The sequence below is a fragment of the Plantactinospora sp. KBS50 genome (genome assembly GCF_002285795.1).
Taxonomy (GTDB): domain Bacteria; phylum Actinomycetota; class Actinomycetes; order Mycobacteriales; family Micromonosporaceae; genus KBS50.
Genome location: NZ_CP022961.1, coordinates 5677447 through 5703215, shown reverse-complemented (window position 1 = coordinate 5703215; position 25769 = coordinate 5677447). Strand labels below are relative to the sequence as shown.

Genomic DNA, 25769 nt, shown 5'->3' with positions numbered 1-25769 from the left:
GGCACGACTGCTTCTCCGCCGGGCACGCCGGGGCCGGGCCGACCCGCGGCCGGGCAGCGCCCGCGCGCTCGGGGACTGCATCCCAGGATCCGGGGGCAGCTCGGTTGCACACGTTACGCCGCTCACAATCATGCGTACGCGCAGGGAGTGTGGCCCGTGTGCCCGGCTAACGGAAGTGTTTGCGCCCGACTTGGTGATAGAAGGTGGGAAATTTCACTACCCGGCCGCACCGCCGGTGAAATTCCAGCCGGCGAGCCGCACCGGCGGCGCCGTCCACCAGGCACTGTCCCAGCTGTCCGGCTGCATGGTCGCCCACCGGCCCAGCCCGAGCACCGCGCCCGGGGCCAGCGCCCGCGGATACGACTGGGTGAACCGCAGATCCCGCACCGGGCCGGCCAGCTCGCCGTCGGAGATCAGCCAGACGCCGTTGCGGGTCAGGCCGGTGATGACCAGACTCTTCGGGTCCAGCACCCTGGTATACCAGAAGTCGCTGACCAGCAGCCCCCGGCGTACCCCGGAGACGAGCTGGGCCACCTCGGAGTCGGCGGCCGGTCCGGCGACCTCGGCCGGCGGCGGGCCGGCGGCGGCCATCCCGGCGGCGGCGACTCCGGCCGCGGCGACCCCGGCCGGTACGCCCGCGACCGGCGCGTCCGCGGCGCCGGCGGTCCCCGGGTCCGGCTCCAGGCGCAGGCTGGTGGGCATCGGCCCCCACGGCGATCCGGGGATCTGGTTGCCGGTCGACGCGGCGCCGGCCTCGGCCGCGGTCCGCCGGTCGTGTGCCGCCGACCGGGTCACGCCGGCCTCGACCAGCACCAGCCGGTCCCGCGGCGTGCCCTCGCCGTCGAACGGCAGGGCGGGGGTGCCGGCCGCGTCATCCACCAGCGTCACCGAACGGTCGAACTGCGCCGCGCCCGGCTCGGCGAAGGACTGCCGCTCGACGAAGTCCCGGCCGTTGAAGCCGTGCACGGCCAGGTTGGACAGCACGTCCGCCACGGCCGCCGGCTCCAGCACCACCTCGTACTCGCCCGGCGGCAGCTCGACCGGGTCCACCCCGGCATGTGCCTTGGCGCCGGCCCGGGAGCCGAGCACCGTGCCGTCGATCTCGGCCAGCCGGCCGGCCGCGACCCGGGCCACCCCGTCCGCGCCCGCCGACCGGGCGATGCCGTCCATCGCGGCGTCCGCGCTGCGTCCCCAGGCCGACTGCCCCGCCGAGTTGACGAACGCGGCCGCCCGCCACGCCGTACGGCAGAAACCGGCGGTCTCCAGGCCGCCGGCCGCGGCCACGAAGTCGCGGACCCGGCTGGCCCGCTCGGCCGGGTCGGCGGCCGCGGTCGCCTCGTCGAAGGCGGTGTCCGCGCGCACCGGTGCCGGCTGGGCCAGCCCCGGCCAGCCGGCGTCCGGCGGGCAGAGCCGGGCGGCCGCCAGGGTGCGTTCGACCAGGCCGGTCAGCCCGTCCCGGTCGATCAGCGTGGTCGACCCCGCCGCGGTACGCCCGTCCACGTGCACCCGCAGCCGGATCCGGACGGCGGTGTCCGAGACGTTCTGGTGGATGGCCGAGTTGGCGAACCGGGTGAGCGACAGCTCGCTGTGCTGCACCCACACCTCGGCCTGCGCCCCCGGCCCGCCGAGCGAGCGGACCAGATCCGCCACCCGGGACGCCAGGTCAAGTTCCCGCTCGGTCATCCGCGCACTCCGATCCGGACGTTCTGGAACCGGGCCGGCGCGGCCGGGTGTCCGGTGTGCCCGATCTGCCCTGGCTGGCCCTTGCCGCAGTTCGGCGTGCCCCACGCGACGCTCTCGCCGGAGAGCATGTCCATCGACCGCCAGAACCGGGGGCCGATCCCCGTGTACGTCGGGTTGCGCAGCATCCGGCCGCGGCGGCCGTTCCTGATCTCCCACCCGATCTCGCAGCCGAACTGGAAGTTGAGCCGCTTGTCGTCGATCGACCAGGACCGGTTGATGTCCATCAGCACCCGTCGTCGGTGGCCGCGATCATCTCGTCCAGCGTGTGCGGCCCCGGCTCCAGGCCGACGTTCGTCATCCGCACCATCGGCAGCCGCGCCCAGCCGTCGGCCCGGACGCTGCCCGCGTAGTCCAGCCCGGCCGCCGCGGCCGAGTCCCGGCCGGCCAGCACCCCTACCCAGCGGCCGTCCCGGACCGCCGGGCGGGGGAGCGCCGGGGTGCCCTCGTCGTCGTACCCGAAGCTGCCCAGTGCGCCGGGGATGGTCGGGTCGATGGTGATGTTCATCAGCTCCGAGCCGTACCGCAGTTCGCCGAGCCGGCCCAGGTCCAGCCAGGAGGTGCCGGCGAACGCAGCCTCCCAGCCGAGGATCCGGTCCAGCTCGATCGCGTGCCCCACCGACTCGTGGATCTGCAACGCCATCTGCTCGCCGCCGAGGATCAGCGTGGTCTCGCCGGCCGGGCAGGCCGGCGCGGTCAGCAGCGCGCGGGCCTCCTCGGCGATCCGGGCCGCGTGCCCGGACAGGTCGAGCGAGTCGACCAGCTCCCACCCGCTGGTGCCGTACTGGCCGCGGTGGCTCGGATAGGAGCGGCGCTGCGTCTCGCCGTCGGCGATCGCGGTGGCCCAGATCCCGCCGCCGCACTCGCGGGTGTGCTGGTCGATCCGGTGCCCCTCGCTGGAGACGAACCACTTGCGGGTGTCCCAGATCTGGTAGATCCCCTCGGCCAGGTCGGCGCCGTGTTCGGACATCGTGCGGGTCGCCGAGACCAGCAGGTCGCCCTTGTCGGCCAGGCTGACCGAGAGCGGGTCCACCCGGCAGGGCGAGGACCACGAGGCCACGGTCGCGGAACCGGGGATGAGTTGGCCGCCCGGACCCGGCACCTGGGCGCTGGCCGCGGCGATCCGCGCGGCCCGCTCGCCCGCCGCGCGGGCCGCCGGCTCGGTGAGCTCGGGTACGGCGTGGAAGCCCCACCCCGCGCCGACCAGCGCCCGTACGCCGATTCCGGCGTCCTCGTCCTGGTTGAGTTCCTCGATCTCGCCGTCGCGGGCCGACATCGACTCGTACCGGCGGTGCATCACCCGGGCGTCGGCGTACCGGGCGCCGGCGTCGAGCGCCCCGCGCACGGCGGCACTGGCCAGGTCGAAGTGGGTCATTGGCCGACCCTACGGCATCCCATCCGACATCGTCGATCTTGTTTTGCCGGCGGGGCGTCCGGTCGGCCGGCCCGGACGCGGGCGCGGTGACGGCGGTCCGGGGCTGTCGCGCGCGGGGCGGGTCCGGGACCCGGGACTCCGCTCTGATACGGACTCGTTACCGGCCCGGCACTGACACTCGCCGATTTCGTAGCTTACCTTCACCCACAGGAAGTAGTTGAAGATTATCTTCGCTCTCCGTGCTCCGCGACCCGGAGTGGGCGGTGGGCCCGACGAACGGGGGAGGGGCGGCCGTGGTCGAGGAGGCGCCGGCAACGCCCGGGGCGTACCTGCGGGTGGAGGATCTCCGGGTCCGGTTCGGCACCCCGGACGGGGTGGTGCGGGCCGTGGACGGGGTGTCCTTCGCGGTGGAACGCGGTCGGACGCTGGGCATCGTGGGCGAGTCCGGTTCCGGCAAGAGCGTCACCAGCCTGGCCGTGCTCGGCCTGCACAACCCGAAGCGCACCGAGACCACCGGCCGGATCCTGGTCGGCGGCCGGGACGTGGTGGGGATGGACGAGGAGGCGATCCGCCGGCTGCGCGGCCGGGACATGGCGATGATCTTCCAGGATCCGCTCTCGGCGCTGCACCCCTACTACACGATCGGCCGCCAGGTCGCCGAGGCGTACCGGATCCACCACCCGGACGCCGGCCGGCGCGCGGCACGGACCCGGGCCGTGGAGATGCTCGACCGGGTCGGCATCCCCCAGCCGGCCCGGCGCTTCGACCAGTACCCGCACGAGTTCTCCGGCGGGATGCGCCAGCGGGTGATGATCGCGATGGCGCTGGTCAACGACCCCGACCTGCTGATCGCGGACGAGCCGACGACGGCGCTGGACGTCACCGTGCAGGCGCAGATCCTCGACCTGCTGGCCGACCTCCAGCGGGAGTTCCACTCGGCGATCGTGCTGATCACCCACGACCTCGGCGTGCTGGCCCAGGTGGCCGACGAGGTGCTGGTGATGTACGGCGGTCGGGCGGTGGAACGCGGAACCGCCGAGCAGGTGCTGCGCCGCCCCGAGCACCCGTACACCTGGGGGTTGCTGTCCAGCGTGCCCTCGCTGCGCGGCGACCCCGAGGCGGACCTGCGGCCGATCGGCGGCAACCCGCCCAGCCTGATCAACCTGCCGGCGGGCTGCGCGTTCCACCCGCGGTGCCGGTGGGCGGACCGGACCGGCGGTCGGTCCCGGAACCGGGTGCCGGAACTGCTCCCGGCGCGGGAGCCGGGTCACCTGGTCGCCTGCCACCTGCCCGAGGCCGACCGCGGACGGATCCATCGCGAGGAGGTCGCGCAGGCGGGGGTGGCCCGGTGAGCGCCGAGCGGGAGCCGCTGCTGCGGGTCGAAGGGCTGGCGAAGCACTTCCCGGTACGCGGCGGACGCCGCGGGGGCGGCCTCGTGCGCGCGGTCGACGGGGTCGACTTCGCCGTGCGGCCGGGCCAGACGCTCGGCCTGGTCGGCGAGTCCGGCTGCGGCAAGACGACGACCGGCCGGATGCTGGTCCGGCTGCTCGAACCGACCGCCGGGCGGATCGAGTTCGACGGCCGGGACATCACCCACCTCGGCCGGGCGGCGCTGCGGCCGTTGCGCCAGGACCTCCAGATCATCTTCCAGGACCCGTACGCCGCGCTGAACCCGCGGCACACGGTGGGCCGGATCGTGGCCATGCCGCTGCAGGTCAACCGGATCCGGCCGCCCGGTGGGGTCAGGGCCCGGGTGCAGGAACTGCTGGCGACCGTCGGGCTCAACCCGGAGCACTACAACCGGTACCCGCACGAGTTCTCCGGCGGCCAGCGCCAGCGGATCGGCATCGCCCGCGCGCTCGCCCTGCGGCCCAAGCTGATCGTGGCGGACGAGCCCGTGTCCGCGCTGGACGTCTCGATCCAGGCGCAGGTGGTCAACCTGCTCCGGCAGTTGCAGCGCGACCTGGACCTCGCGTTCGTGTTCATCGCGCACGACCTGGCGGTGGTGCGGCACTTCTGTCAGCGGGTGGCGGTGATGTACCTCGGCCGGATCGTCGAGATCGGCGACCGGGCCGACATCTACCAGCGCCCGCAGCACCCGTACACCCGGGCGCTGCTGTCGGCGGTGCCGGACGTGGCCACGCTCGGCCCCGCGGGCCGGATCCGGCTGACCGGCGACGTCCCGACCCCGCTGGACCCGCCGTCCGGCTGCCGGTTCCGGACCCGGTGCTGGAAGGCCCGGGACATCTGCGCCACCGAGACGCCGGCGCTGGAATCCCGGGACGGCGGCCGGCAGGCCACCGCCTGCCACTTCCCGGAGCGGGACCCGATCGAAGCGGTGACCCCGGTCGCGGGGGCCGCCGCCGGTGCCGGGGCGAGCGAGGAGGAGCACCGTGGCTGACCAGCAGATCGGCGGCCCGGTCGGGATGGCGGCGGCCGGGCCGGCGGAGCCGGGCGCGGACCCCGTCGCGGACCCCGTCGCGGAGCCGGGCGTCGCGAACGTCCACAGGATCGTCGGCCGGTCGCCCGGCCAGCTTGCCTGGGCCCGGCTGCGGCGCGACCGGGTCGGCATGGTCAGCGGCGCCGCGCTGGCGTTCTTCGTGCTGCTGGCCACCGCCGCGCCGGTGGTGCAGCGGCTCTACGGCAAGGGGCCGCAGGAGCGGTTCCCGGCCACGCTGGACCGCAACGGCACCCCGCTCGGGTACGCCGGCGGGATGAGCCCCGAGCACTGGCTCGGCGTGCAGCCCCGGCTGGGTCGGGACATCTTCATCCAACTCGTCTACGGGCTGCGGACCTCCCTCATGGTCGCCTTCGTGGCCGCGGTGTTCACCATCGCGCTGGGCATCGTGGTCGGCATCGTCGCCGGCTACCTGGGCGGCCGGGTGGACGCGGCGGTCACCTGGCTGATCGACCTGACGCTGGCGTTCCCGTTCTTCATCTTCTGCTTCGCGTTCGTGCCGATCGCCGCGGCGCAGTTCTACGGGCCGCGCGACCAGGAGGCGTCCTGGTTCCGGCCGTTGCTGCTGGTGCTGATCTTCGCGCTGTTCAACTGGACGTACACCGCCCGGGTGGTCCGGGGGCAGGTGCTCTCGCTGCGCGAGCGGGAGTTCGTGGAGGCGGCCCGGGCCTCCGGCGCCGGCCTCGGGCACGTGCTGTTCCGGCAGTTGCTGCCGAACCTCTGGGCGCCGATCCTGGTCATCTTCTCGCTCAACGTGCCGTCGCTGGTGACCGCGGAGGCGGCCCTGTCCTTCCTCGGCATCGGGGTCAACGAACCCACCCCCGACCTGGGCCGGCTGATCTCCGACAGCGTGGTCTACCTGCGCGACGACCCGGCCTACACGTTGACCGGCGGTGTGGCGCTGTTCCTGCTGGTGCTCTCGTTCAACCTGTTCGGCGACGCGCTGCGGGACGCGCTGGACCCGAAGTCGACCCGGTAGGGAGGGGGAACATGCTGCGCTTCGCCGTCCGCAAGGTCCTGCTGGCGGTCAGCACGCTGCTCGCGGTGAGCGTGCTGACCTTCGGCCTCTTCTTCGCGGCGCCCACCAACCCGGCCGAGCTGCTGTGCGGCAACCGGAAGCAGTGCAGCCCGCAGCAGCAGGTCGCGATCGAGCGCCGGATGGGCCTGGACCGGCCGATCGTCACCCAGTACGCGCAGTTCATGAAGGGCATCGCGGTGGGCCGGACGTTCGGCACCGGGGAGACCGCGCGGCGCTGCCCGGCGCCGTGCCTCGGCTACTCGTTCCGCAATGACGAGCCGGTCACCGACATCGTCGGGCGGACCCTGCCGGTGACGCTGAGCATCGTCTTCGGCGCGGCCGTGGTCTGGCTGCTCATCGGCGTCTCGATCGGCATGGTCTCGGCGCTGCGCCGGGGCACGGTCTTCGACCGGCTGGCGGTCGGCACCTCGCTGGTCGGCGCGTCCATGCCGATCCTGCTGTTCGGCCCGCTGCTGCTGATCGTCTTCGTGTACGAGGGCGGGCTGCTGTCGTACCCGCAGTACACGCCGATCACGCAGAACCCGCTGAAGTGGGCCTCGGCCATGGTGCTGCCGTGGCTGGCGCTGGGCTTCCTGAACTCCGCGTCGTACGCCCGGCTGTCCCGGGCGCAGATGCTGGAGACCCTGTCGGAGGACTTCGTCCGGACGGCTCGGGCGAAGGGCCTTGCCAAGGCCCAGGTGTACGGCCGGCACGCGTTGCGGGCGGCGATCACGCCGATCGTGACCATCGCCGGTCTGGACCTCGGCACGTACCTGGGCGGCACGGTGATCACCGAGACGATCTTCGGGTTCACCGGGCTGGGCAAGGCGTCGCTGAACGCCGCCGTCAACCTCGACATGCCGCTGGTGATGGCGACGGTGCTGCTGGCGGCCGTCTTCATCGTGGTGTCCAACGTGGTGGTCGACGCGCTGTACGCCGTCATCGACCCACGGGTGCGTCTCGGCTGACCCGTCCGGGACGGCCCGCATCCGTCCCGGTCTGCCGCCCGGCGTACCCCTGATGAAAGAAATTTGCGACAGATGCCTAGTCAACCGGAGGAACTCTTCGCAGCGTGGCGGAGATCCCCGGCGAGGAAGCGGAAGGGACACGACATGCGACCAAGACGTACGGTGCTCGGCACCGGCCTGGCCGTGCTGCTCGCGGCCGTCGCGCTCAGCGGGTGCGAGAAGAACACCGGGGAGACCGGTTCGGACGCCGACCGGGCCGACCAGCAGTCCAGCGCCATCGCCACCGACCCCAAGGACTCCCAGGGTCCCGCTCCCGACGTACCCGGCGCGAAGCAGGGCGGCGTGCTGCACCTGATCACCGAGGAGGACTTCGAGCACATCGACCCGCAGCGGACGTACACCGTGGCGGCGATGTCGGTGGAGCAGTTGCTGGTCCGCAACCTCACCCAGTTCCGCGAGGACGGCAAGGGCAGGCTCACGCTGATCGGAGACCTGGCCGAGACGCCGGGCAAGGACGTCAACGGCGACTGCAGGACCTGGGAGTACGCCCTCAAGAAGGGCGTGCGGTACGAGGACGGCAGCGAGGTCAAGGCCGCCGACGTCGCGTACGGCATCGCCCGGTCCTTCGAGGAGTCGCTGGACGGCGGCGCCACCTACGTGCAGGAGTGGCTGGCCGACAGCCCGGACTTCAACGCCGTCTACAAGGGACCGTACAGCTCCGGCGGCCAGCAGGTGCCGGGGCTGACCGTCACCGGCGACTACGGGCTGACGTTCGAGTTCAAGAACCCGCACTGCGACCTGCCGTTCGCGCTCGCCCTGCCCACCTCGGCGCCGCTGCCGCAGGCCAAGGACACCAGGGGCGAGTACGACCGGCGGATCTTCTCCTCCGGTCCGTACAAGATCAAGGAGTACGTCAAGGGCACCCGGATGGTGCTGGAGCGCAACCCCCACTGGGACCCGAAGACCGATGCGCTGCGGCACAACTACCTGGACGGGGTGACCGTCGAGTTCGGCCCCGACGACACCGCCCAGACCGAGCGGGTGCTCGCCGCCTCCGGCGACGACGCGGCGGCGATCGCCTGGGACGGCGTGCCGCAGTCGCTGGTCAACCAGGTGCTCGGCGGCGATCGGTCGATCAAGGACCGGACCATCGACAAGTCGAACCCGTTCGTCTGGGTGCTGAGCATCAACAACGACCGGATCAGGGACGTCAAGGTCCGGCAGGCGATCGGCTGCGCCCTGGACAAGCAGGGAGTGCTCACCACCCAGGGCGGCGACGCGGCCGGCAAGCTGACCAACACCCTCCAGGCGGACACCACGATCGGCTGGCAGGACTACCCGGACCCGACCGGCTGCGGTCCGACCGGCAACCCGGAGAAGGCCCGGGAACTGCTCGGCGGCCAGCAGCCCAAGCTGGTGTTCCTGTCCCGCAACACCTCATACGGCCAGCAGACCGCACCGGTGGTGAAGGAGAGCCTGGAGAAGGCCGGCTTCCAGGTGGTGGTCCAGTACATCGAGCGGGCCGAGCACAACCCGACGGTGAAGACCCGGGGCAACCCGTACGACATCTACGTCACCAACTGGGCGGCCGACTGGCCCAGCGGCGCCTCGACGATCCCGGTCCTCTACGACGGGCGCAAGCTCGGTGCGCCCGGCTCGAAGGGCAACAACAACTCGTCGGCCTTCAACGCCGAGGACGTGAGCGCCGAGATCGCCAAGGCCGAGCAGTTGCCGGCCGGCGAGGCGGGCGACGACTGGGCCCGGATCGACCGGATGATCCAGGAGAGGTACTACCCGGTCGTGCCGATGTACCAGTCGAAGACGCTGGACGTGATGGGCCCGAAGGTCGGCGGGGTGTTCCTGTCCGACAACATCGGCACCGAGGTGCTGTACAACGCGTTCATCAAGTGACGCCCGGATAGCCGCAGGGGCCCCGCGCGCTCGCCCGGCGGCGGGGCCCCTGCGGACATCTCACCGGTGCCGGCTCACAGGTGCCGGCGCAGGAAGTCCAGTTCCAGCGGGAGCAGCCGGTCGTCCGCCGGCCGGCCACGCCGGTCGTCCGTCCGGTCCGCCAGGTCCGTCGTCGGGTCCGCCAGGTCCGTCGTCGGGTCCGCCAGGTCCGTCGTCGGGCCCGGCAGACCCGAGGTACCCGGCGGCCCCGACGGACCCGACGGGCCGGGTGGGCCCGACAGACCCGCCGGGCCGGGTGGGCCGCACAGCGGCAGCACCGTGTGCGGGTGGCCGGTCGCCTGCAACGCCGCCGACAACCACAGCGTGTGCGCCAGCGGCACCCGGGCGTCGGCCACGCCGTGCAGCAGCAGCAACGGCCGGGCCAGGGTCGGCCCCGGCATCGTCTCGGCGGCCATGGCCAGCAGCGAGTGGTGGGCGTAGACCTCGGCGCTGTCGTCCGGCATCCCCAGGTACCGCTCCGTGTACGCCGTGTCGTGCCGGGACCAGTCCGTCACCGGCGTGCCGGCGACCGCGCACCGGAACAGCTCCGGCCGGCGCAGCACGGCCAGTGCCGCGAGCCAGCCGCCGAACCCCCGGCCCCGCACCGCCGTCCGGTCCAGGTCGAGGTCCGGATGCTTGCCGGCGAGCGCCGTCAGCGCGTCCAACTGGTCGGCCAGGATGACATCGGCCAGCCGCCGGTGCACCACCTTCTCGAACGACGGCGCGATCCCCGCCGTACCCCGGTTGTCGACGGTGACCACCACGAAGCCGGCGTCGGCCCACCACTGCCGTTCCAGCCAGCACGAGCGGGCCGCCCGGACCTCCTGCCGGCCCGGCCCGCCGTCGATGTCGAGCAGCACCGGCAGCCGCCGGCCGGTCACGTGGTCGCGCGGGTAGAGCACCGCCGCCGGCAGCCGCCGGTCGGTCACCCGCTCCAGCGCCGGCTGCGGCGCGTACGGCGGGGTGGCCGCCAACGAGCGCAGGGTGGCCACCTCCTCGCCGTCGCTGCGCCAGATCGTCCAGCGCACCCCGTGCTGGTCCAGCGTCGCCGTGCCCACCGCGAGGATGCCGCCGCCGACCGCCGCGACGTGCCAGCCGGGTTCCGGGGTGAGCCGCCGGGACTCCACGCCCCCGCCGCCGATCGCCGTCCGGACCCGGAACAGGTGCTGCTGGCTCGGCTCGCCCTCGCTCGCCTCGACCAGCAGGTCCGGCGGCCCGGTCCGGGCCGGCAACTGGCCGACCACCCGGCGTACGTACAGCGCCGGCGGGGTGAGCAGGGTGCCGTCGGCGAACAGGCAGCGGGCGTCGTAGCCGTCGTGCGCCAGCTCGCCGCCCACCAGCACCCGGCCGTCGGGCAGGTGGATCGGGGTGCCGGCGACCGGTTCCACCCAGCGCGGGTCGGCCAACTCGGCGTGCACCTGCGTCTCTCCGGTGCGCGGGTCGACCGCCAGCACCAGCCCGTGCTGCTGGAGCCGGCGCAGCACGGTGATCAGCGGTCCGCCGTCCGCCCAGCTCACCGAGACCAGGTACGGGTAGGTCTCCCGGTCCCAGTGCACGTCCACCCAGCCGCCGTCCAGGTCCAGCAGGTGCAGGCTGACCTCGGCGTTGGCGCCACCGGCCACCGGCCGGGCCAGCTCCCGGGCCGGCCGCGTCGGGTCCAGCGGATCCGCGAGGTGCCAGCGGGGCACCCGGGACTCGTCCACCCGGGCGGCCAGCAGGCAACGGCCGTCCGGCGCCCACCAGTAGCCGCGCCGGCGGTCGAAGTCGGCGGACGCGACGTACTCGGCCAGTCCCCAGCCGACCCCGCCGTCCTCGCCGCCGAGCAGGACGTCCGTGCCGTCCGGCCCGACCACCCGCAGCTGGCTGCCGCCCGGACCCCGGTCCGGGTCCGTCGTCACGTACGCGATCCGCTCGCCCGTGGGATCGGGCCGGGGGTCGACCGGCCGGCCCAGGCACGGGATCTCGACCACGTCCCCGTGCCGCAGGTCGGCCCGGAACAGCCGGCCGGCCAGCGTGAACACCGCGACCCGGCCGGCCGGGTCGGTGACGTACCTGTCGATTCCGACCCCCGTACCGTCCTGCACCGAGTCGGCCAGCAGCCGGATCGGGTCCGCGACCAGCCGCTCGTCGCCGTCGGCCAGCTCGAAGGACCAGAGCGCCTCGGCGGCGTCCTCGGGGCCGGCGGAGCGCAGGAAGAGCACCCGGGAGCCGTCGCCGGCCACGGTGACCGCCCGCGGCGCGCCGCGGGTGCAGCGCCGGGTGCGAGCGGCCAACTCCGGGTAATCCACATCGCGATCGTAGGTCGGTGCGCGGTGGCCGCGGGCCGGCTCCGCGGATCGCGCGCCCGGTCGGGTGGCCGGCACCACCGGCGTACGCGTTCCGGCCCGGCGCCCGCGCCGGTGTGCGTCGTGGTCGTCCCGGTGCCCCCGCGTGTATGCATCGGTGGTCGTCCGGTACCTCCGCGTACAGTGTCCAGACGTGACGACTACCGCCCGGCAGCGGCTGCTTCTGGTCCACGCCCACCCGGACGACGAGGCCATCGGCACGGGCGCCACGATGGCGCACTACGTGTCGCGTGGGGCGCAGGTGACGCTGGTGACCTGCACCCTCGGCGAGGAGGGCGAGATCCACGTACCGGAGCTGGCCGGGCTCGCCGCGGCGGAGGCCGACCAGCTCGGCGGGTACCGGATCGGCGAGCTGGCCGCGGCCTGCCGGGCGGTGGGGTGACCGACCACCGGTTCCTGGGCGGCGCCGGCCGCTACCGCGACTCCGGGATGATGGGGCTGGCCACCAACGACCACCCGCGGGCCTTCTGGCGGGCCGACCTGGACGAGGCGGCGGGACAGCTGCTGGAGATCATCCAGGAGGTCCGCCCGCAGGTCATGATCACGTACGACGAGCAGGGCTTCTACGGACATCCCGACCACATCCAGGCGCACCGGGTGGCCATGCGCGCCGCCGAGTTGGCCGCGGCGCGGGGCTGCGCGCCCGCCAAGATCTACTGGACGGCGCTGCCCCGCAGCGTGCTGGCGGCCGGTATGGCGGCCTTCGCCGGCGCGCCGGACAACCCGTTCGCCGGTGTCGACAACCCCGAGGACCTGCCGTTCGGCACCCCGGACGAGCAGATCGCGGCCCGGATCGACGCCACCGACGCCGGACCGGCCAAGGAGGCGGCCATGCGGGCGCACGCCACCCAGATCCCGGACTCCTCCTGGCTGTACGTGGTGGCCAGCAACTTCGGCGCCGAGTTCATGGGGGTGGAGTACTACACCCTCGCGGCCGGCCGGCGGGGGCCGGGCGCCGGCCCGCACGGCTGGGAGAGCGACCTGTTCGCGGGCCTCGCGCCGGAGGACGACCCGGTGCCGGCGGCGGCTGGTGCGCGGTGACGCTGCCGACGATGTCCAACGCACCCGAGCTACCGCCGCCGGTGGCGCCCCGGCGCTGGCCGGAGGTGCTGGACCGGCTGCTGCGGGTGGCCGGCGGCGTGATCGCGGTGGCCGGGGCGGTGGTCACCGGATTCGTTGAACTGATCTTCGCGGCCGTGCGGGTGGACGGTTACCTGATCGGCATGTCGATCCCGCTAGCGGTGCTGGCCAACCTCGCGCTGAGCTGGTTCGCGTACCGCGCGGTGGGCCGCCGGTGGGCGGTGGCGCTGCCGGCCGCCGCCTGGTTCGCGCTGATGGTCGTCGCCGCGGGCGGCACCAGCGAGGGTGACTTCCTGCTCGCCGGCAACAACTGGGTGGGCATCGTCATGATCTTCAGCGGTGCGGTGACGTTCGCCGCGGCCGCGTACCGGCTGATGATCCCACCGCGCCGCTAGCGGCCCATAGCGGTCCAACTTCGGCCAAGTCGGGGGATTCCGGTGGCCCCGACTCCCCAACTTCGCCGAAGTTGAGTTCGATCATGGCCGGAAGCCCTAATGAACCTCCCAGCATCGAGTGGTAAACAAACGATGTCCGGACATGTTTGGAGGTCGAGTGATGAGGGAACGGTGGCGGCCCATCGGGGTGCTCGCGGGTGTGTTGTTCGCGGTGAACGTGGTCGCCCGACTGGTGACCCGGTTCGCCTTCGACAACGGCACCGAGGCGTCCGACCGGATCTCGCTGGCGATGTTCGCCGTGCTGGGCGTGGTGCTCGCCGGCACCGCGTTCCGCTGGGGCCGGCACGCGCCGCTGGCGCGATGGTCCGGAGATCTGGCGGTGGCCGTCCTGGTGGCGATGGCCCTGACCATCTTCGTCGGCCCGTTCCTGAACAGCAGCCAGCCGTTCGCCGACGGGGCCGGCGCGTTCTTCTCCCAGATCTGGCTGTACCTCGGCTGCGCGGCGCTCGGCACGCTGATCGGCTACCTGCTGCTGACCGCCCTCGGTCGGGACTACCGGTCCGAGTCGCTCAAGCGGTACACCGAGATCCAGCGGGCCAAGCCGCGCCGCGTCGTGCGCCGCTGAGCCGGCCTGGACCGCTCGACTCGGCCGGGGTCGCCGGGCCGAGCGGTTCCGGCGCCGCCGGCCGAGTCGCGGCCCGGCTCAGCCGGCGGTCGGCGGCCGTTCCCGGGTGACGTACCCGTGGTGGGTGCGGAACCCGAGCGACCGGTAGAGCGCCACGGCGGCCGTGTTGTGCTCCTCGACCTGGAGATACGCGTGCGTCGCGCCCAGCCCGGCGGCCCAGTCGGCGAGCGCGCGGACCAGCCCCCGGGCCAGTCCCCGGCGGCGGGCCGCCGGGACCACCTCGATCAGGCTGAGCCCGAGCCAGCGGCCGTCGCCGGTGACCGTGCCCCGGGCGATGGCCACCGGCGGCCCGTCGTCGCCGGGCGGATGGGCGTGCGCGAACCGGATCTGGTCCACGGCCGTGAGCACGTGCCGGGCCGCCTCGGGCAGCCGTCCGCCCTTCCGGCTGGTCACGAGGCCGAGCCAGCCGTCCGAGGGTGCCGTGCGCAGCTCGATCCGCGCGTCCCCGGGCGGCCGGGCCCGGCCCGCTTCCGGTTGCGCGGTGGTCGGGTCGGCTGCCGGCGGCGCGGCGGTCGGCCCGGTGGCCGGCGCACCGGTCGGGTCGGTGGCCGGCGCAGCGGTCGGGTCGGCGGCCGGGGGCGCAGCGGTCCGGATGGTGGCCAGCGGTGCGGTCTGGACCAGCACCGGCGGGCGCGCCCGCCAGCCCCGCCGGTCCAGCGCCGCGCCGACCGGAGCGGCCAGCGGCAGCGGCACGTTCACCAGCGCCGGCAGGCCGCGTTCGGCGTACCAGGCCTGTACGGCATCCAGCGCGGCATCCAGCGGCCGGCCCGGGTCGCCCAGCGGCAAGGCCGAGTTGGCCCGGCCGGTCCAGCCGTCGGCCGCGCGGAGCACCCAGTCGCCGAGCCGCTCGCGGACCGGCGCCGGCCAGCCCTCCTCGGCGGCCCGCTCCACCTCCGCCATCCGCGTCGTGGCCGGTCGCCGGGCCGCCGGCACCCGCTTCGCCCGGTGCACCGCCGACAGCGGTATCCGCACCGGCCCGTCGGTGGTGAGCACCGTGAGATGGGTGTCGGTCAGCTCGGCGAGTTCGCCGAGTGCGTCGGTGAAGAGGGGCCGGCCGGCGCGGGTGCCCGCGGTGCGCCGCACCACGATCCGGTGACCCACGTCCTCTGGTCGGAGCACGATCGACCCCCTTCCGCACGAGATACTAGGCTCTACTCGTCGCGGGAGATCGCGGCGTGGCTGCGCAGAGGAGAAGATCGGTGACCTACATCATCGCCGAGCCGTGCGTCGATGTGCTCGACAAGGCCTGCATCGAGGAGTGCCCGGTCGACTGCATCTACGAAGGCAACCGGATGCTCTACATTCACCCCGACGAGTGTGTCGACTGCGGGGCCTGTGAGCCGGTCTGCCCGGTGGAGGCGATCTTCTACGAGGACGACGTCCCCGAGCAGTGGAAGGACTACACCACCGCGAACTACGAGTTCTTCGAGGATCTCGGTTCGCCCGGTGGCGCCTCCAAGGTCGGGAAGATCGAGAAGGACACGTCGTTCGTGGCGGCGCAGCCGCCACGCGGGGACGCGCACTGAGCGGCCCGGCCTCGAACGCCCGGCAGCTGTCGGCGCGGTTGCCGGAGTTCACCTGGGACGCGCTGGAGCGGGTCGGCGCGCTCGCGGCGCGCCATCCGGACGGCGTGATCAACCTGTCCATCGGTACGCCGGTGGACTCGGTTCCCGAGGTCGTCCGGGCGGCGCTCGCCGCCGCCGCGGACGCTCCCGGTTACCCGCTCACCGCCGGCACGCCGCGGCTGCGCCGGGCCATCACCGACTGGGTGGTCCGGACCTGCGGGCCGCCGGACCGGGACTTCGGGGTGCTGCCGACCATCGGCTCGAAGGAGCTGGTGGCGTGGTTGCCGACGCTGCTCGGGCTCGGCCCCGGCGACGTGGTCGTGGCGCCCCGGATCTGCTACCCGACCTACGAGGACGGGGCACGGCTGGTCGGCGCCGAGACGGTACGCGCCGACTCGCTGACCGCGCTCGGGCCGAGCACCCGGGTCCGGCTGGTCTGGGTGAACTCGCCGGGCAACCCGACCGGCCAGGTGCTGCCCGCCGCGCACCTGCGCAAGGTGGTCGACTGGGCGCGCGAGCGCGGTGCCGTGGTGGCCAGCGACGAGTGCTACCTGCCGCTCGGCTGGTCGGCCGAACCGGTGTCGGTGCTCGCGCCGGAGGTCAACGGCGGCTCGTACGAGGGCGTGCTGGCCGTGCACTCCCTGTCCAAGCGGTCCAATCTGGCCGGTTACCGGGCCGGCTTCGTGGCCGGCGACCCGGCCCTGGTCGCCGAGCTGCTGAAGATCCGTAAGCACGCCGGCATGATCGTCCCGGCACCCGTCCAGGCCGCCATGGTCGCGGCGCTGGACGACGAGGAGCACGCGACGGCCCAGCGGGAGCGGTACGCCCGGCGGCGCGAGCTGCTGCGGGCGGCGCTGGCCGGCGCGGGATTCGAGATCGAGCAGTCGGACGGCGGGCTCTACCTCTGGGCCACCCGCGGCGAGGACTGCTGGGCGACCGTGGAATGGCTGGCCGGCCGGGGCATCCTGGCCGCGCCGGGAGCCTTCTACGGGCCGGCCGGGCAGCGGCACGTGCGGGTGGCGCTCACCGGCGCCGACGACCGGATCGCCGCCGTACCGGACCGGCTCGCCGCCGCGCCGGGCCGGGTGGACGCCGTTCCGGACCGGTCCGCGGGCTGAGGCGGCACGGGCGGGACGATGACCGGCGAGACGGTACGGGTGGCCGTGGTCGGTACCGGCCTGATCGGCGGATCCGTGCTGCTGCGGCTCGCCGCGGCCGGCGTACCGGTGCGGGGTTGGGATCCCGATCCGCGGACCCGGCGGTACGGCCGGGACCGGGGCGTCGAGTTCCCCGACCGGCTCGCCGACGCGGTCGCCGACGCCGACCTGGTCTTCCTGGCCGGCCCCCTGGTCACCCTGCCGGCCACGCTGGCCGAGGTGGCCGGCGTGGCGCCCGCGCACTGCGTGTTCACCGACGTGGGCAGCACCAAGTCCGAGGTGGCCGCGGCGGGTCGCCGGCAGGGGCTGGGCGGGCGGTTCGTCCCCGGACACCCGATGGCCGGCACCGAGCGCGCCGGCCTGGCCGCGGCCGACCCGGAGCTGCTGCGCGGGGCCACCTGGGTGCTCTGCCCGGACCCGGACGGCGATCTGGCGCCGTTCCGCCGGTTGGCGGCGCTGCTGATCGACACCTTCGCGGCCCGGGTCGCACCGATGTCCCCGGGCCGCACGACGCGGTGGCCGCGCTCGCCTCACACGTGCCGCACCTGCTGGCCGGCGCGCTGGCCGGCACCGCGTACCGGTCCGCCAACCGGGCCGCCGCCCTGGCCCTGGCCGCGGGCAGCTTCCGGGACGGCACCCGGGTCGCGGGTACGCCGAGCCGCCGCACCGCCGACATGCTGCTCGGCAACCGGGCGGCCGTGCTGGACCAGCTCGCCGCGGTGCAGGCGTACCTCGACGAACTGGCCGCGGCCGTGCGGGCGGACGACGGGGCGGAGCTGGTCCGGCTGCTCGGCGACGCCCGCTCGCTCCGGATGGGGCTCCAGGCGCGGCTGGCGACCGGGCCGGCGGCTTCCGCGTCGGCCGCTTCGGCGTCGGCCGCTTCGGCGCCGACGGTGACCGGGCCGGCGGTGACCGCCTCGACCGTGACCGGGCCGGCGGTGACCGGGCCGGACGGTGCCGTCGAGCGGGTCCGGTTTCCGCTGCCCGATGACGCGGAAGGCGGTGCGGAAGGCAGCGCGGAACTGGCCTGGTTGCTCGACCTGGGCGCGGCCGGCGGCTGGCTGACCGGCTGCGAGCAGGCGGCCGGCGAGGTCGTCTGGACCGCATTCCGCCCGCCTGACGGTGAGCGGCGGTGACCTCGGCGATACCGGTCGCCGGCCTGGTCGACCGCGCCCGCGCGCTGGCCCTGTCCGGCCGGCGCCGACTGCTCGGCATCACCGGCGCCCCCGGCGCGGGCAAGTCGACCCTGGCGCAGCGGTTGGTCGCCGCGCTCGGCCCGACCGCCGAACTGGTGCCGATGGACGGCTTCCACCTGGCCGAGGCGCAACTGCACCGGCTAGGCCGGCACGACCGCAAGGGCGCGGCGGACACGTTCGACGCGGCCGGTTTCGTGGCGCTGATCCGGCGGCTGCGCGAGCCCGGCGACGCCCCGGTGTACGCGCCGCGGTTCCACCGCGAACTGGAGGAGTCGATCGCCGCCGAGATCGCGGTGCCGCCCGAGGTCCGACTGGTGGTGACCGAGGGCAACTACCTGCTGCTCGCGGAGGAACCCTGGTCGCGGCTGCGGGACCTGCTGGACGAGGTGTGGTTCCTCGACGTGGACGAGGAGTTGCGGCTGCGCCGGCTGACCGAGCGGCACATGGCGTACGGGCGTCCGCCCGAGGTGGCCGCGGCCCGTGCCCGGGGCAGTGACCAGGTCAACGCCGAACGGATCGCCGGTACCGCGGGCCGGGCGGACCTGGTGTTCAGGCTGGGTGACAGCACATAGTTGGTCGCGTGGACCTCGGCCTTTTCTGGCATCGGACGTCGTCGAATGAAGTCACATATCGCCGTAGTCCAGAAGCCCATTCTCCAACACGTGTTGACGGAACCCGCCAGGGCCGAACGGCAGGTGATAATTGCCTTCCAAAAGGTCGTCGGCCAGCGCTTCAACCATAGCGGTCGTAAGCCTCTTGGCGCGAATCGCTTCGCATAGCAATGGGACGGTTGCGGTGACTTGAATTCCCTTTTCCTCTGCAATGACGCGCGGCGTGGCATCGTCTATCACGACTTCGCACCCGTAGATCTGGCCCATGGCCAGGACCCCACACTCGCCGAGGTTCTTCCCGTCGACGACCAGTCGGTCGAAGTAATGACCGAACGCGTTGCCGTACTCGGGGTCAGTCGACCGGTGAACGTGGATCCAGTCGGCATCAAGTACCGCGCGAGCGGCCGATACGTACTCGGCGGCGTGGTCGAGTTCACGCTCGACGCTGTCGGGGATGTAGACGGGGCGTCCTTCCGCGAGAAAGCGCAGAACTCCCAGCCAACCATTCGTCGCGAAGTGTCTCAACGGACCGGTGTCGAACACCCAGGCGTCGGGGGGCACCGTCACGACGCGAACTTCCAGATCTCATCGGCCCGTCGCTTGCGAATACTTGGCAGATCCGCCTCGTCGAAAGTGCCCTGAAGCAGGTGCAAGGCTCGCTCGCGACTGATCCGCTCGTCGCGTACGAGCCGCAGAACCGCACGGGCAAAGGGTCGTGGAACGGTCGTTCCCGCCAGTTCCTCAAGCGGGACATGGAGGTTCATCTCAACGATGTCGGCCTGCGTGGTCCGGTATCTACGAACCGAAGCGACCGTCTCGCTGTCTGCTAACTCCAGCTCCTTCAAGCGCCTCGCCAGGGTGGCCATGTCGACCCGGAACCTGCTCGCCAGCAGAATTGCCGAACTGCGCTCTCCGGATTGGGCAACTTTTTCGTCCCATTGCCGCGTAACCGCAGATCTGGGTAGCAGCAGCGCACGCGCGAAACGATCCAGGCATGACTCCATCGGGAGGTCATTATCGGCCACCCGCCAATCGATCGTGTAGGCGTCGGCAATCAGATAGTGGCCAAGTTCGTGCGCCAGCGAAAGCCGCCTACGGCCCACCTTCATGTGGCTGTTGACGAGACTGACGCCTCCGCGGGGCAACAGGACCGTGCCAGCATCGGCGGTGTCCTTGCCGACATCGTGGGAGAACGCCAACAGCCCGATGCCGGCAACGCTGTCGGAGAGTTGGCGGATCGGCTCCTCTTGCGGAAGTGACATCAAGTCGCGTGCTTTTGCGGCGAGTGCCTCGGCCTCTGCGTTGGTCGTAGGCCGCGAAATCTTGGCCCTGGCCACGGCGTCGGCAGCGTCCAACCCCAGTTCGTCGACGCCCAGTGAGGCGACGAACTCGACCTCGTTCACGAACCTCGCGAGCAGTGCGTCGATTTGCGAGTCTGCCGTGTCCAGTCCTTGGCTGGAACGATGCGCGACAAGTGCCGGGACGGGCTCCTCGAAGAACGTGGACATGCCCACACCGATGGCGGCGGCGATGTCTGACAGTTCGAGCGCCGTGACTCTGCGGACGCCCGTTTCGATCTTGTTCACGACCGTGCGTTCAAGACCGATTGCTTGCCCGAGGTCTTCTTGACTCAGGTCTGCCCGTTTACGGGCATCCCGGATACGCTCGCCCAACGTCTGTGCGTCGATGTCGGCCACCGTGCGATTATCGCACACCGTAGCTGACCTGCGATGGGCCGCGCAAACGAAGCGCACGTGAGGGGGCTGCGTCAGGCTGGGTTGACCGCGTCGGTGGTGGACCCGTGCCGCTGCTGTGGCCCCGGCACGGAGTCCGGCACCGATCCTGGCTCCGGCACCGATCCTGGCTCCGGCACCGATCCTGGCCCCGGCCCCGGCCCCGGAGCGGAGCCCGGCTCCGGCCGCGGCCCGGACTCCGGCCCCGACTCCGGCGTTGGACCGGGTTCGGACGGCGACCCGGGGGCCGGCTCGGCCAGCGACGGGTGGGGCGGTTCGGCCGGCGGCCGGGCGGCGCCGAGCAGCGCGGCGACCTCGGCCCGCTCCCGCTGGTACTCCGGCGCCCGCGGATAGCCGCCGTGGTTGCGGATCGGCGGGTCACGGACCTCACCGCCGCGGGGGTGCAGCGCCACCGGGTCGCGCACCGCCAGTTCCCGGTCGGCGGCCGGTACGGGCCAGCCGAGCGGATCGGTGGGCCGCCAGAAGTTCGTCCAGGCCGGCCGGCCGCCGGGCGGGGTGAGCGCGGTGGTCACCGCGGGGAGCCGGTCCGGGCCGAAGTACGCCGGAAACACCCGGCCGTAGAGCTTGCTGAGCTGGCAGCCGTACGAGAAGAACCAGATCCGCCGGCGCCAGCGTACGGGCATCTGCAGGATCACCGCGGCGGAGATCACCGCGCCCTGGCTGTGGCCGGACAGGATGATCGCGTCGGCTCGCCGGGGGTCGTCGTCGGGCAGCGCCATCAGGCCGGTGGCCCGGGTCTGCAACTGCGGTACGGCCCGTTCGGCGTAGCTGGGTGGGGCGAGCGGATGGGCGGCCCGGGGCCAGAAGGTGCCGATGTCCCAGACCACGCCGACGGCCCGGCGGACCGTGTCGTTCCGGTAGACCAGCAGCCCCAGCGCGCAGACCAGCACGGGCAGCAGGCCGGCCAGCGAGGCGCCGCCGTCGACCGCCGCCCGGACCAGCATCGCCCAGCCGGCCGGGCTGACGGCCACCGGTTGCAGCCCGGCCAGCGCGACCGCGGTGGCCAGCGCGGCGAGCAGCCCGGCCAGCGCGGTGAACTGGCCGACCAGCCGCAGCACGCGGTCGCCGACCAGCCGGTGCAGGGCGTGGAACATGGCGACGTCCCGCGCCCGCCGCCGTTCGTGCGCGGACAGCGGCGGCCCGGTGCTGATCAGGCCGGCCAGGATCCGCCGGCGCAGCAGCAGCACCTCCACCCAGATCCGGACCCCGGTGCCGACCAGCGCGAGCAGCGCGAGCAGGAACGCGGGACCGGCCCAGGCCACCGGCACCGGCAGCAGGACGGGCGCGGCGTCGCCGCCGCGGTTGAGCCGGGCGGTGGTCCAGTACAGGGCTCCGGCGCTGTATGACGCGGCGAGCAGCCAGCCGAGTCCGGCCAGGACGGCCGGCGCGCAGCCACCCCAGGCCATCCGGTCGTACCGGCCGGCGCCGGTGGGCGCGGCGGGCCGGCGGGGCAGCAGCAGCGTCCCGGCCGCGGTGCCGGCGAAGACCGCGACCAGCACCGCCCAGGTCGGCAGCCAGCCGGGCGCCGGTGGTACACCCGGCACCACGCCGCTGAGCCAGCCGACGGCGGCCGGCAGGGCGACCGCCGCGGCGGCGGGTCCGGCGAGCGTGCCGCGGCCGGTACGGGAGACGCCGGCGACCGCGACGATCATCAGCACCTGTGCGCTGGCCAGCCAGCCGAGCAGGCCGTTGAAGCCGGGCAGTGAGTGGTCCCGGGCGCAGCCGGCGAGGCAGCCGGCGGAGTGGGCGTCGCCGAGCGGGACCCCGCCGGCGGTGGCCGGCAGGAGCAGCACGGCCAGCGCCGCCGCGATGCCGGCCAGGACCAGCCAGATCAGCCCGGTGGCGTACCCGCCGAGCGGCGCGGGCCCGCAGCGGCGGGCGATGTACGGGTGTCCGAGCGCGGCGGCGGCGAGTACCACGGTGCCCACCAGGGCCGCGGCGGCGGCCCAGGCCAGCACCGTCCGGGCGCCGGCCGGGGGTTGCGCGGCGAGCACGGCGCCCAGCGGTACGACGGTCGCCACCGCGGCACCGGTGACCAGGTGCAGCGCGGCCAGCCGGCGGACCTGGCCCTCGCCGCACCAGAACGTCGGGTGTCGCAGCGGGTTGTCCAGCCCGTCGTCGGCCGGGTCCGCCGGTCCGGCGGGCAGGTCCGCCTCGTACTGGTAGGTCCGCCAGGTCAGCAGCCCGACGAGCGCGAGCAGCCCGTACGGCAGCAGGAGGCCGACGGCCAGCGGCCGGGCCGACTGGCTCCACCACCCCTGGGCGAGGAACTCCCAGGAGCCTGGGACCTGCGCCAGGCACCGGGCGGTGTCGCACTGCCAGCCGATCAGGTCGACGCCCACGCCGGTGGCCGCGAGCACCAGGGTGGCGGTCAGGCTGAGGCAGAACAGCCGGATCAGCCAGGCGCCGATCCCGCTGCGGCTGTGCCAGCGTTCCTCGTCCGGGTCGGCGGGTATCTCGGGCCGGGCGTGCAGGGCGACGTTGGCCAGGGTGAACGGCAGCAGCAGGGTCCACAGCCCGCGTTCCACGTCCTTGGCGGTGCGGGCGCCGGAGGTCAACTGCCCCCAGCTGTACGCCTCGACCTCGACCGGCTCGTCCGGGTCGGGGCTGGCCGACCGGTAGAAGCCGGTGGTGGCGTCCCCGGCCACCATTCGCGGTGGCACGGCTCGGCTGGCGGCCTCGGCATCGTCCACGATGCCGAGGATGTCCGCCGGCGGGGTGTTGGACACCCCGTGGACGCGCAGTTCGAGGATCCGCCCGCGCACCTCGCCCCCCGGAGAGTAATCGCTTCATTACCCAGAGTGCGCAAACATGCGTACGAACGGATCGTCCGTTCGGGCTAAATGGCCTCGTACGAAAGGAGGAATCTTGCCTGGATAACGGGGGTCAGTCGTTGGCGTGCAGCGCCGCGTTCAGCGTGCTGCCGTGCCCGGCCCGCGGCTTCGCCTCCAGCGCACCGGTGACCGAGTTGCGCCAGAACAGCAGGCCGTTCATTCCGGACAACTCGCGTGCCTTGACCACCCGGCCGTCCGGGAGGGTGATCTTCGAGCCGGCCGTCACGTAGCAACCGGCCTCGACCACGCAGTCGTCGCCGAGCGAGATCCCGATGCCGGCGTTCGCGCCCACCAGGCTCCGCTCGCCGATCCGGACCCGTTCGGTGCCGCCGCCGGAGAGCGTGCCCATGATCGAGGCGCCGGCGCCGACGTCCGAGCCGTCCCCGACCACCACGCCCTGCACGATCCGGCCCTCGACCATGGAGGCGCCCAGCGTGCCGGCGTTGAAGTTGCAGAAGCCCTCGTGCATCACGGTCGTGCCGGACGCCAGGTGCGCGCCCAACCGGACCCGGTCGGCGTCGGCGATCCGCACCCCGCCCGGCACCACGTAGTCGGTCATCCGGGGGAACTTGTCCACCCCGTACACGCTCAGGTGCCGGCCCGCGGCCCGTTCGATCACCCGCAGCTCGTCGACCCGGTCCGGCGGGCACGGACCGGCGGAGGTCCAGGCCACGTTCGGCAGCACCCCGAAGATGCCGTCCAGGTTCAGCTCGTTGGGCCGTACCAGGCGGTGGGAGAGCAGGTGCAACCGCAGGTACGCGTCGGCCGTGCCCTTGATCGGGTCGGCCAGCGAGCCGATCTGGGTGGTCACCTCGACCGTGCGCAGCCCCGGCAGCGCCCGGTCGCCCACCGCCGAGGGCGGCAGGTCCAGCACGTCGCCCTGGTCCTCGCCGGGCACCAGCGGCAGCGGGCCGAGGCCCAGCTTGCCCGTCGGGTACCAGGTGTCCAGGACCTGGTCGCCCGCGCCGACGGTGGCCAGACCGATGCCCCAGGCGGGCTGCGCTGACATCACGGGTTGCCCCTCCATCTTCGCCGATGACCTCGGTTACCCAGGAGCGGACGGACCACTCGCCGGACCGGTCATGACGGTACCGTGCCCAGCATGGTGAACCCGCTGACCCCTGACGTGCTGGCAGACCCGGTCGCGTTGACCCGCGCCCTGGTGGATGTCGAGTCCGTGTCGCTCAACGAGAAGGAACTCGCGGACCACGTCGAGGAGGTGCTCCGCGCGGTCCCACACCTGACCGTGCAGCGGCTCGGCAACACGGTGATGGCGCGTACCGACCTGGGCCGGTCCCAGCGGGTCGTGCTCGCCGGGCACCTGGACACGGTGCCGATCAACAACAACTTCCCGTCCACCATCCGGGACGACCTGATGTACGGGTGCGGCACCTCGGACATGAAGTCCGGGGTGGCGTACGCGCTGCACCTGGCGGTCACCCTGCCCGACCCGCGGTACGACCTGACCTACTTCTTCTACGAGGCGGAGGAGATCGAGTCCCGGTACAACGGGCTGCACCTCGTCGCCCAGGCCCACCCGGACTGGCTGACCGCCGACTTCGCCGTGCTGCTGGAGCCGACGTACGGGGTGGTGGAGGCCGGCTGCCAGGGCACCATGCGGGCGATCGTGAGCACGACCGGCCGGCGCGCGCACTCGGCGCGCTCCTGGCACGGCGTCAACGCCATCCACGCCGCCGCCGAGGTGCTGAACCGGCTCGTCGCGTACCAGGCCCGGACGGTGGCCATCGACGGCTGCACCTATCGGGAGGGCATGAACGCCGTCCGCATCGGCGGCGGCGTGGCCGGCAACGTGGTGCCGGACCGCTGCGACGTGGAGGTCAACTTCCGCTTCGCGCCGGACCGGACGCCAGAGCAGGCGCAGGAGCACATCCGCGAGGTGTTCGACGGCTTCGACGTGGTGGTGACCGACCTGGCGCCCGGGGCGCTGCCGGGGTTGACCGCCGAGCCGGCGCTGGAGTTCCTGGCCGCGGTCGGCGAGGCGCCGGTGGGGAAGCTGGGCTGGACCGACGTGGCGCGGTTCGCCGCGCTCGGCATCCCGGCGCTCAACTTCGGGCCGGGTGACCCGAACCTCGCGCACCACCCCGACGAACACGTCGAGATCGCCAAGCTGCGTGACGGCGCGGCCACCCTGCACCGGTGGCTGGCCAGCTGAGGCCGGTCGGTCCCGGCCTGCGGTGCCAGACGGCGACGGCCCGGATCGGCGACGGATGCCCCTCGTCAACCGTCGCCTGATCCGGGCCGCGCACTCACCCGCCGACGAGCGCTTCCTCGTCGTGGCCGACCCGCTGGTCCGCGGCGGAGGCGTCCCCACCGTCGGCCAGCCCTGTCCCGCTGATGCGCGCCTGTCGACGCTCCGCCACCAGTTCCCGGATCCGCTGGTGCATCTCCCGGCGGTAGCGCAGCTTCTCCCGATTGGTCATCACAGCGATTCCCTCCCCCGCGACGTCCGGACCCCCGGCCGGCGCCGTGAATCCAGTATCCGCAGGTTAAGACGTCCCTGCGACACAATTGGTTGATCCAGGACTCGAATGTTTCGGTCGGAAACTTCACACCGGCCCCCGATTGTTGCGCGGTGTCGGTGATCGGTGGCGCTGCGTGCCGGTGGCGGGCGATCCGG

At 73.3% G+C, this 25769-nt stretch carries 17 protein-coding genes and 5 pseudogenes; 13 read left to right on the top strand and 9 right to left on the bottom strand.

Annotated elements, in window-relative coordinates:
* Window positions 1-216: 216 nt before the first annotated feature.
* The gene (locus CIK06_RS24590) at window positions 217-1683 is read right to left on the bottom strand and encodes a TldD/PmbA family protein (protein WP_095566795.1); all 1467 of its coding nucleotides are present in this window, start codon (window positions 1681-1683) and stop codon (window positions 217-219) included.
* Window positions 1680-3115 (bottom strand): annotated as a pseudogene (locus CIK06_RS24585) (TldD/PmbA family protein). Before CIK06_RS24585 ends, CIK06_RS24590 begins: the two are co-directional and overlap by 4 nt.
* 293 nt (window positions 3116-3408) lie before the next feature.
* Here CIK06_RS24585 and CIK06_RS24580 point away from each other — a divergent pair.
* From CIK06_RS24580 to CIK06_RS24560, 5 genes are all read left to right on the top strand, one after another.
* Complete coding sequence (locus CIK06_RS24580) at window positions 3409-4467, top strand: ABC transporter ATP-binding protein (RefSeq protein ID WP_198348389.1); 1059 nt, start codon at window positions 3409-3411, stop codon at window positions 4465-4467.
* The gene (locus tag CIK06_RS24575) at window positions 4464-5516 is read left to right on the top strand and encodes an ABC transporter ATP-binding protein (RefSeq protein ID WP_095566794.1); all 1053 of its coding nucleotides are present in this window, start codon (window positions 4464-4466) and stop codon (window positions 5514-5516) included. The genes CIK06_RS24580 and CIK06_RS24575 overlap by 4 nt, the downstream gene beginning before the upstream one ends.
* Entirely contained in the window at window positions 5509-6552 is a 1044-nt protein-coding gene (locus CIK06_RS24570) for an ABC transporter permease (protein WP_232533841.1), read from the top strand. The genes CIK06_RS24575 and CIK06_RS24570 overlap by 8 nt, the downstream gene beginning before the upstream one ends.
* An 11-nt stretch (window positions 6553-6563) precedes the next feature.
* A complete protein-coding gene (locus CIK06_RS24565) occupies window positions 6564-7559 on the top strand; it encodes an ABC transporter permease (RefSeq protein ID WP_095566793.1) in 996 nt (331 codons plus the stop codon).
* 144 nt (window positions 7560-7703) lie between these two features.
* Window positions 7704-9470, top strand: a complete 1767-nt coding sequence (locus tag CIK06_RS24560; RefSeq protein WP_157756929.1) for an ABC transporter substrate-binding protein — start codon at window positions 7704-7706, stop codon at window positions 9468-9470.
* Window positions 9471-9769: 299 nt separating this feature from the next.
* Here the strand turns inward: CIK06_RS24560 and CIK06_RS24555 are convergent.
* A pseudogene (locus tag CIK06_RS24555) lies at window positions 9770-11797 on the bottom strand (prolyl oligopeptidase family serine peptidase); the annotation flags it as partial.
* 154 nt (window positions 11798-11951) lie between these two features.
* Here CIK06_RS24555 and mshB point away from each other — a divergent pair.
* The 3 genes and pseudogenes from mshB (at window position 11952) to CIK06_RS24540 (ending at window position 13954) form a co-directional block, all read left to right on the top strand.
* A pseudogene (mshB, locus tag CIK06_RS24550) lies at window positions 11952-12895 on the top strand (N-acetyl-1-D-myo-inositol-2-amino-2-deoxy-alpha-D-glucopyranoside deacetylase).
* Between the two features lie 11 nt (window positions 12896-12906).
* The gene (locus tag CIK06_RS24545) at window positions 12907-13329 is read left to right on the top strand and encodes a hypothetical protein (protein WP_095568100.1); all 423 of its coding nucleotides are present in this window, start codon (window positions 12907-12909) and stop codon (window positions 13327-13329) included.
* Window positions 13330-13489: 160 nt separating this feature from the next.
* Window positions 13490-13954, top strand: coding sequence for a hypothetical protein (locus CIK06_RS24540; RefSeq protein WP_095566791.1), 465 nt, complete (start codon window positions 13490-13492; stop codon window positions 13952-13954).
* Between the two features lie 78 nt (window positions 13955-14032).
* On the opposite strand, the gene CIK06_RS24535 is transcribed toward CIK06_RS24540, so the two are convergent.
* Complete coding sequence (locus CIK06_RS24535; RefSeq protein WP_095566790.1) at window positions 14033-15133, bottom strand: GNAT family N-acetyltransferase; 1101 nt, start codon at window positions 15131-15133, stop codon at window positions 14033-14035.
* A 56-nt stretch (window positions 15134-15189) separates the two neighbouring features.
* Here CIK06_RS24535 and fdxA point away from each other — a divergent pair.
* The 4 genes and pseudogenes from fdxA to CIK06_RS24515 form a co-directional block, all read left to right on the top strand.
* Window positions 15190-15471: pseudogene (gene fdxA / locus CIK06_RS31655) on the top strand (ferredoxin); the annotation flags it as partial.
* Window positions 15405-16697 (top strand): succinyldiaminopimelate transaminase, encoded by a 1293-nt coding sequence (dapC, locus tag CIK06_RS24525; protein ID WP_095566788.1) that lies wholly within the window; start codon window positions 15405-15407, stop codon window positions 16695-16697. The pseudogene fdxA and the gene dapC, both read left to right, overlap by 67 nt.
* 18 nt (window positions 16698-16715) lie before the next feature.
* Window positions 16716-17872 (top strand): annotated as a pseudogene (locus CIK06_RS24520) (prephenate dehydrogenase).
* The gene (locus tag CIK06_RS24515) at window positions 17869-18504 is read left to right on the top strand and encodes a nucleoside/nucleotide kinase family protein (protein ID WP_095566787.1); all 636 of its coding nucleotides are present in this window, start codon (window positions 17869-17871) and stop codon (window positions 18502-18504) included. Before CIK06_RS24520 ends, CIK06_RS24515 begins: the two are co-directional and overlap by 4 nt.
* 51 nt (window positions 18505-18555) lie before the next feature.
* On the opposite strand, the gene CIK06_RS24510 is transcribed toward CIK06_RS24515, so the two are convergent.
* From CIK06_RS24510 to dapD, 4 genes are all read right to left on the bottom strand, one after another.
* Window positions 18556-19110 carry a nucleotide-binding protein gene (locus CIK06_RS24510; RefSeq protein WP_232533840.1) on the bottom strand — a complete coding sequence of 185 codons (555 nt, stop codon included), beginning with the start codon at window positions 19108-19110 and terminating at the stop codon, window positions 18556-18558.
* Window positions 19107-20240 (bottom strand): helix-turn-helix domain-containing protein, encoded by a 1134-nt coding sequence (locus CIK06_RS24505; protein ID WP_095566786.1) that lies wholly within the window; start codon window positions 20238-20240, stop codon window positions 19107-19109. Before CIK06_RS24505 ends, CIK06_RS24510 begins: the two co-directional genes overlap by 4 nt.
* A 71-nt stretch (window positions 20241-20311) precedes the next feature.
* Window positions 20312-23062 (bottom strand): hypothetical protein, encoded by a 2751-nt coding sequence (locus CIK06_RS24500; RefSeq protein ID WP_232533839.1) that lies wholly within the window; start codon window positions 23060-23062, stop codon window positions 20312-20314.
* Window positions 23063-23183: 121 nt separating this feature from the next.
* Window positions 23184-24143, bottom strand: coding sequence for a 2,3,4,5-tetrahydropyridine-2,6-dicarboxylate N-succinyltransferase (gene dapD / locus CIK06_RS24495; RefSeq protein ID WP_095566785.1), 960 nt, complete (start codon window positions 24141-24143; stop codon window positions 23184-23186).
* 90 nt (window positions 24144-24233) lie between these two features.
* Here dapD and dapE point away from each other — a divergent pair, with 90 nt between their 5' ends.
* On the top strand, window positions 24234-25304 hold the full coding sequence (gene dapE / locus CIK06_RS24490) for a succinyl-diaminopimelate desuccinylase (protein ID WP_095566784.1): 1071 nt from the start codon (window positions 24234-24236) through the stop codon (window positions 25302-25304).
* 94 nt (window positions 25305-25398) lie between these two features.
* On the opposite strand, the gene CIK06_RS29670 is transcribed toward dapE, so the two are convergent.
* Window positions 25399-25572, bottom strand: a complete 174-nt coding sequence (locus CIK06_RS29670) for a hypothetical protein (RefSeq protein WP_157756928.1) — start codon at window positions 25570-25572, stop codon at window positions 25399-25401.
* Window positions 25573-25769: the final 197 nt, after the last annotated feature.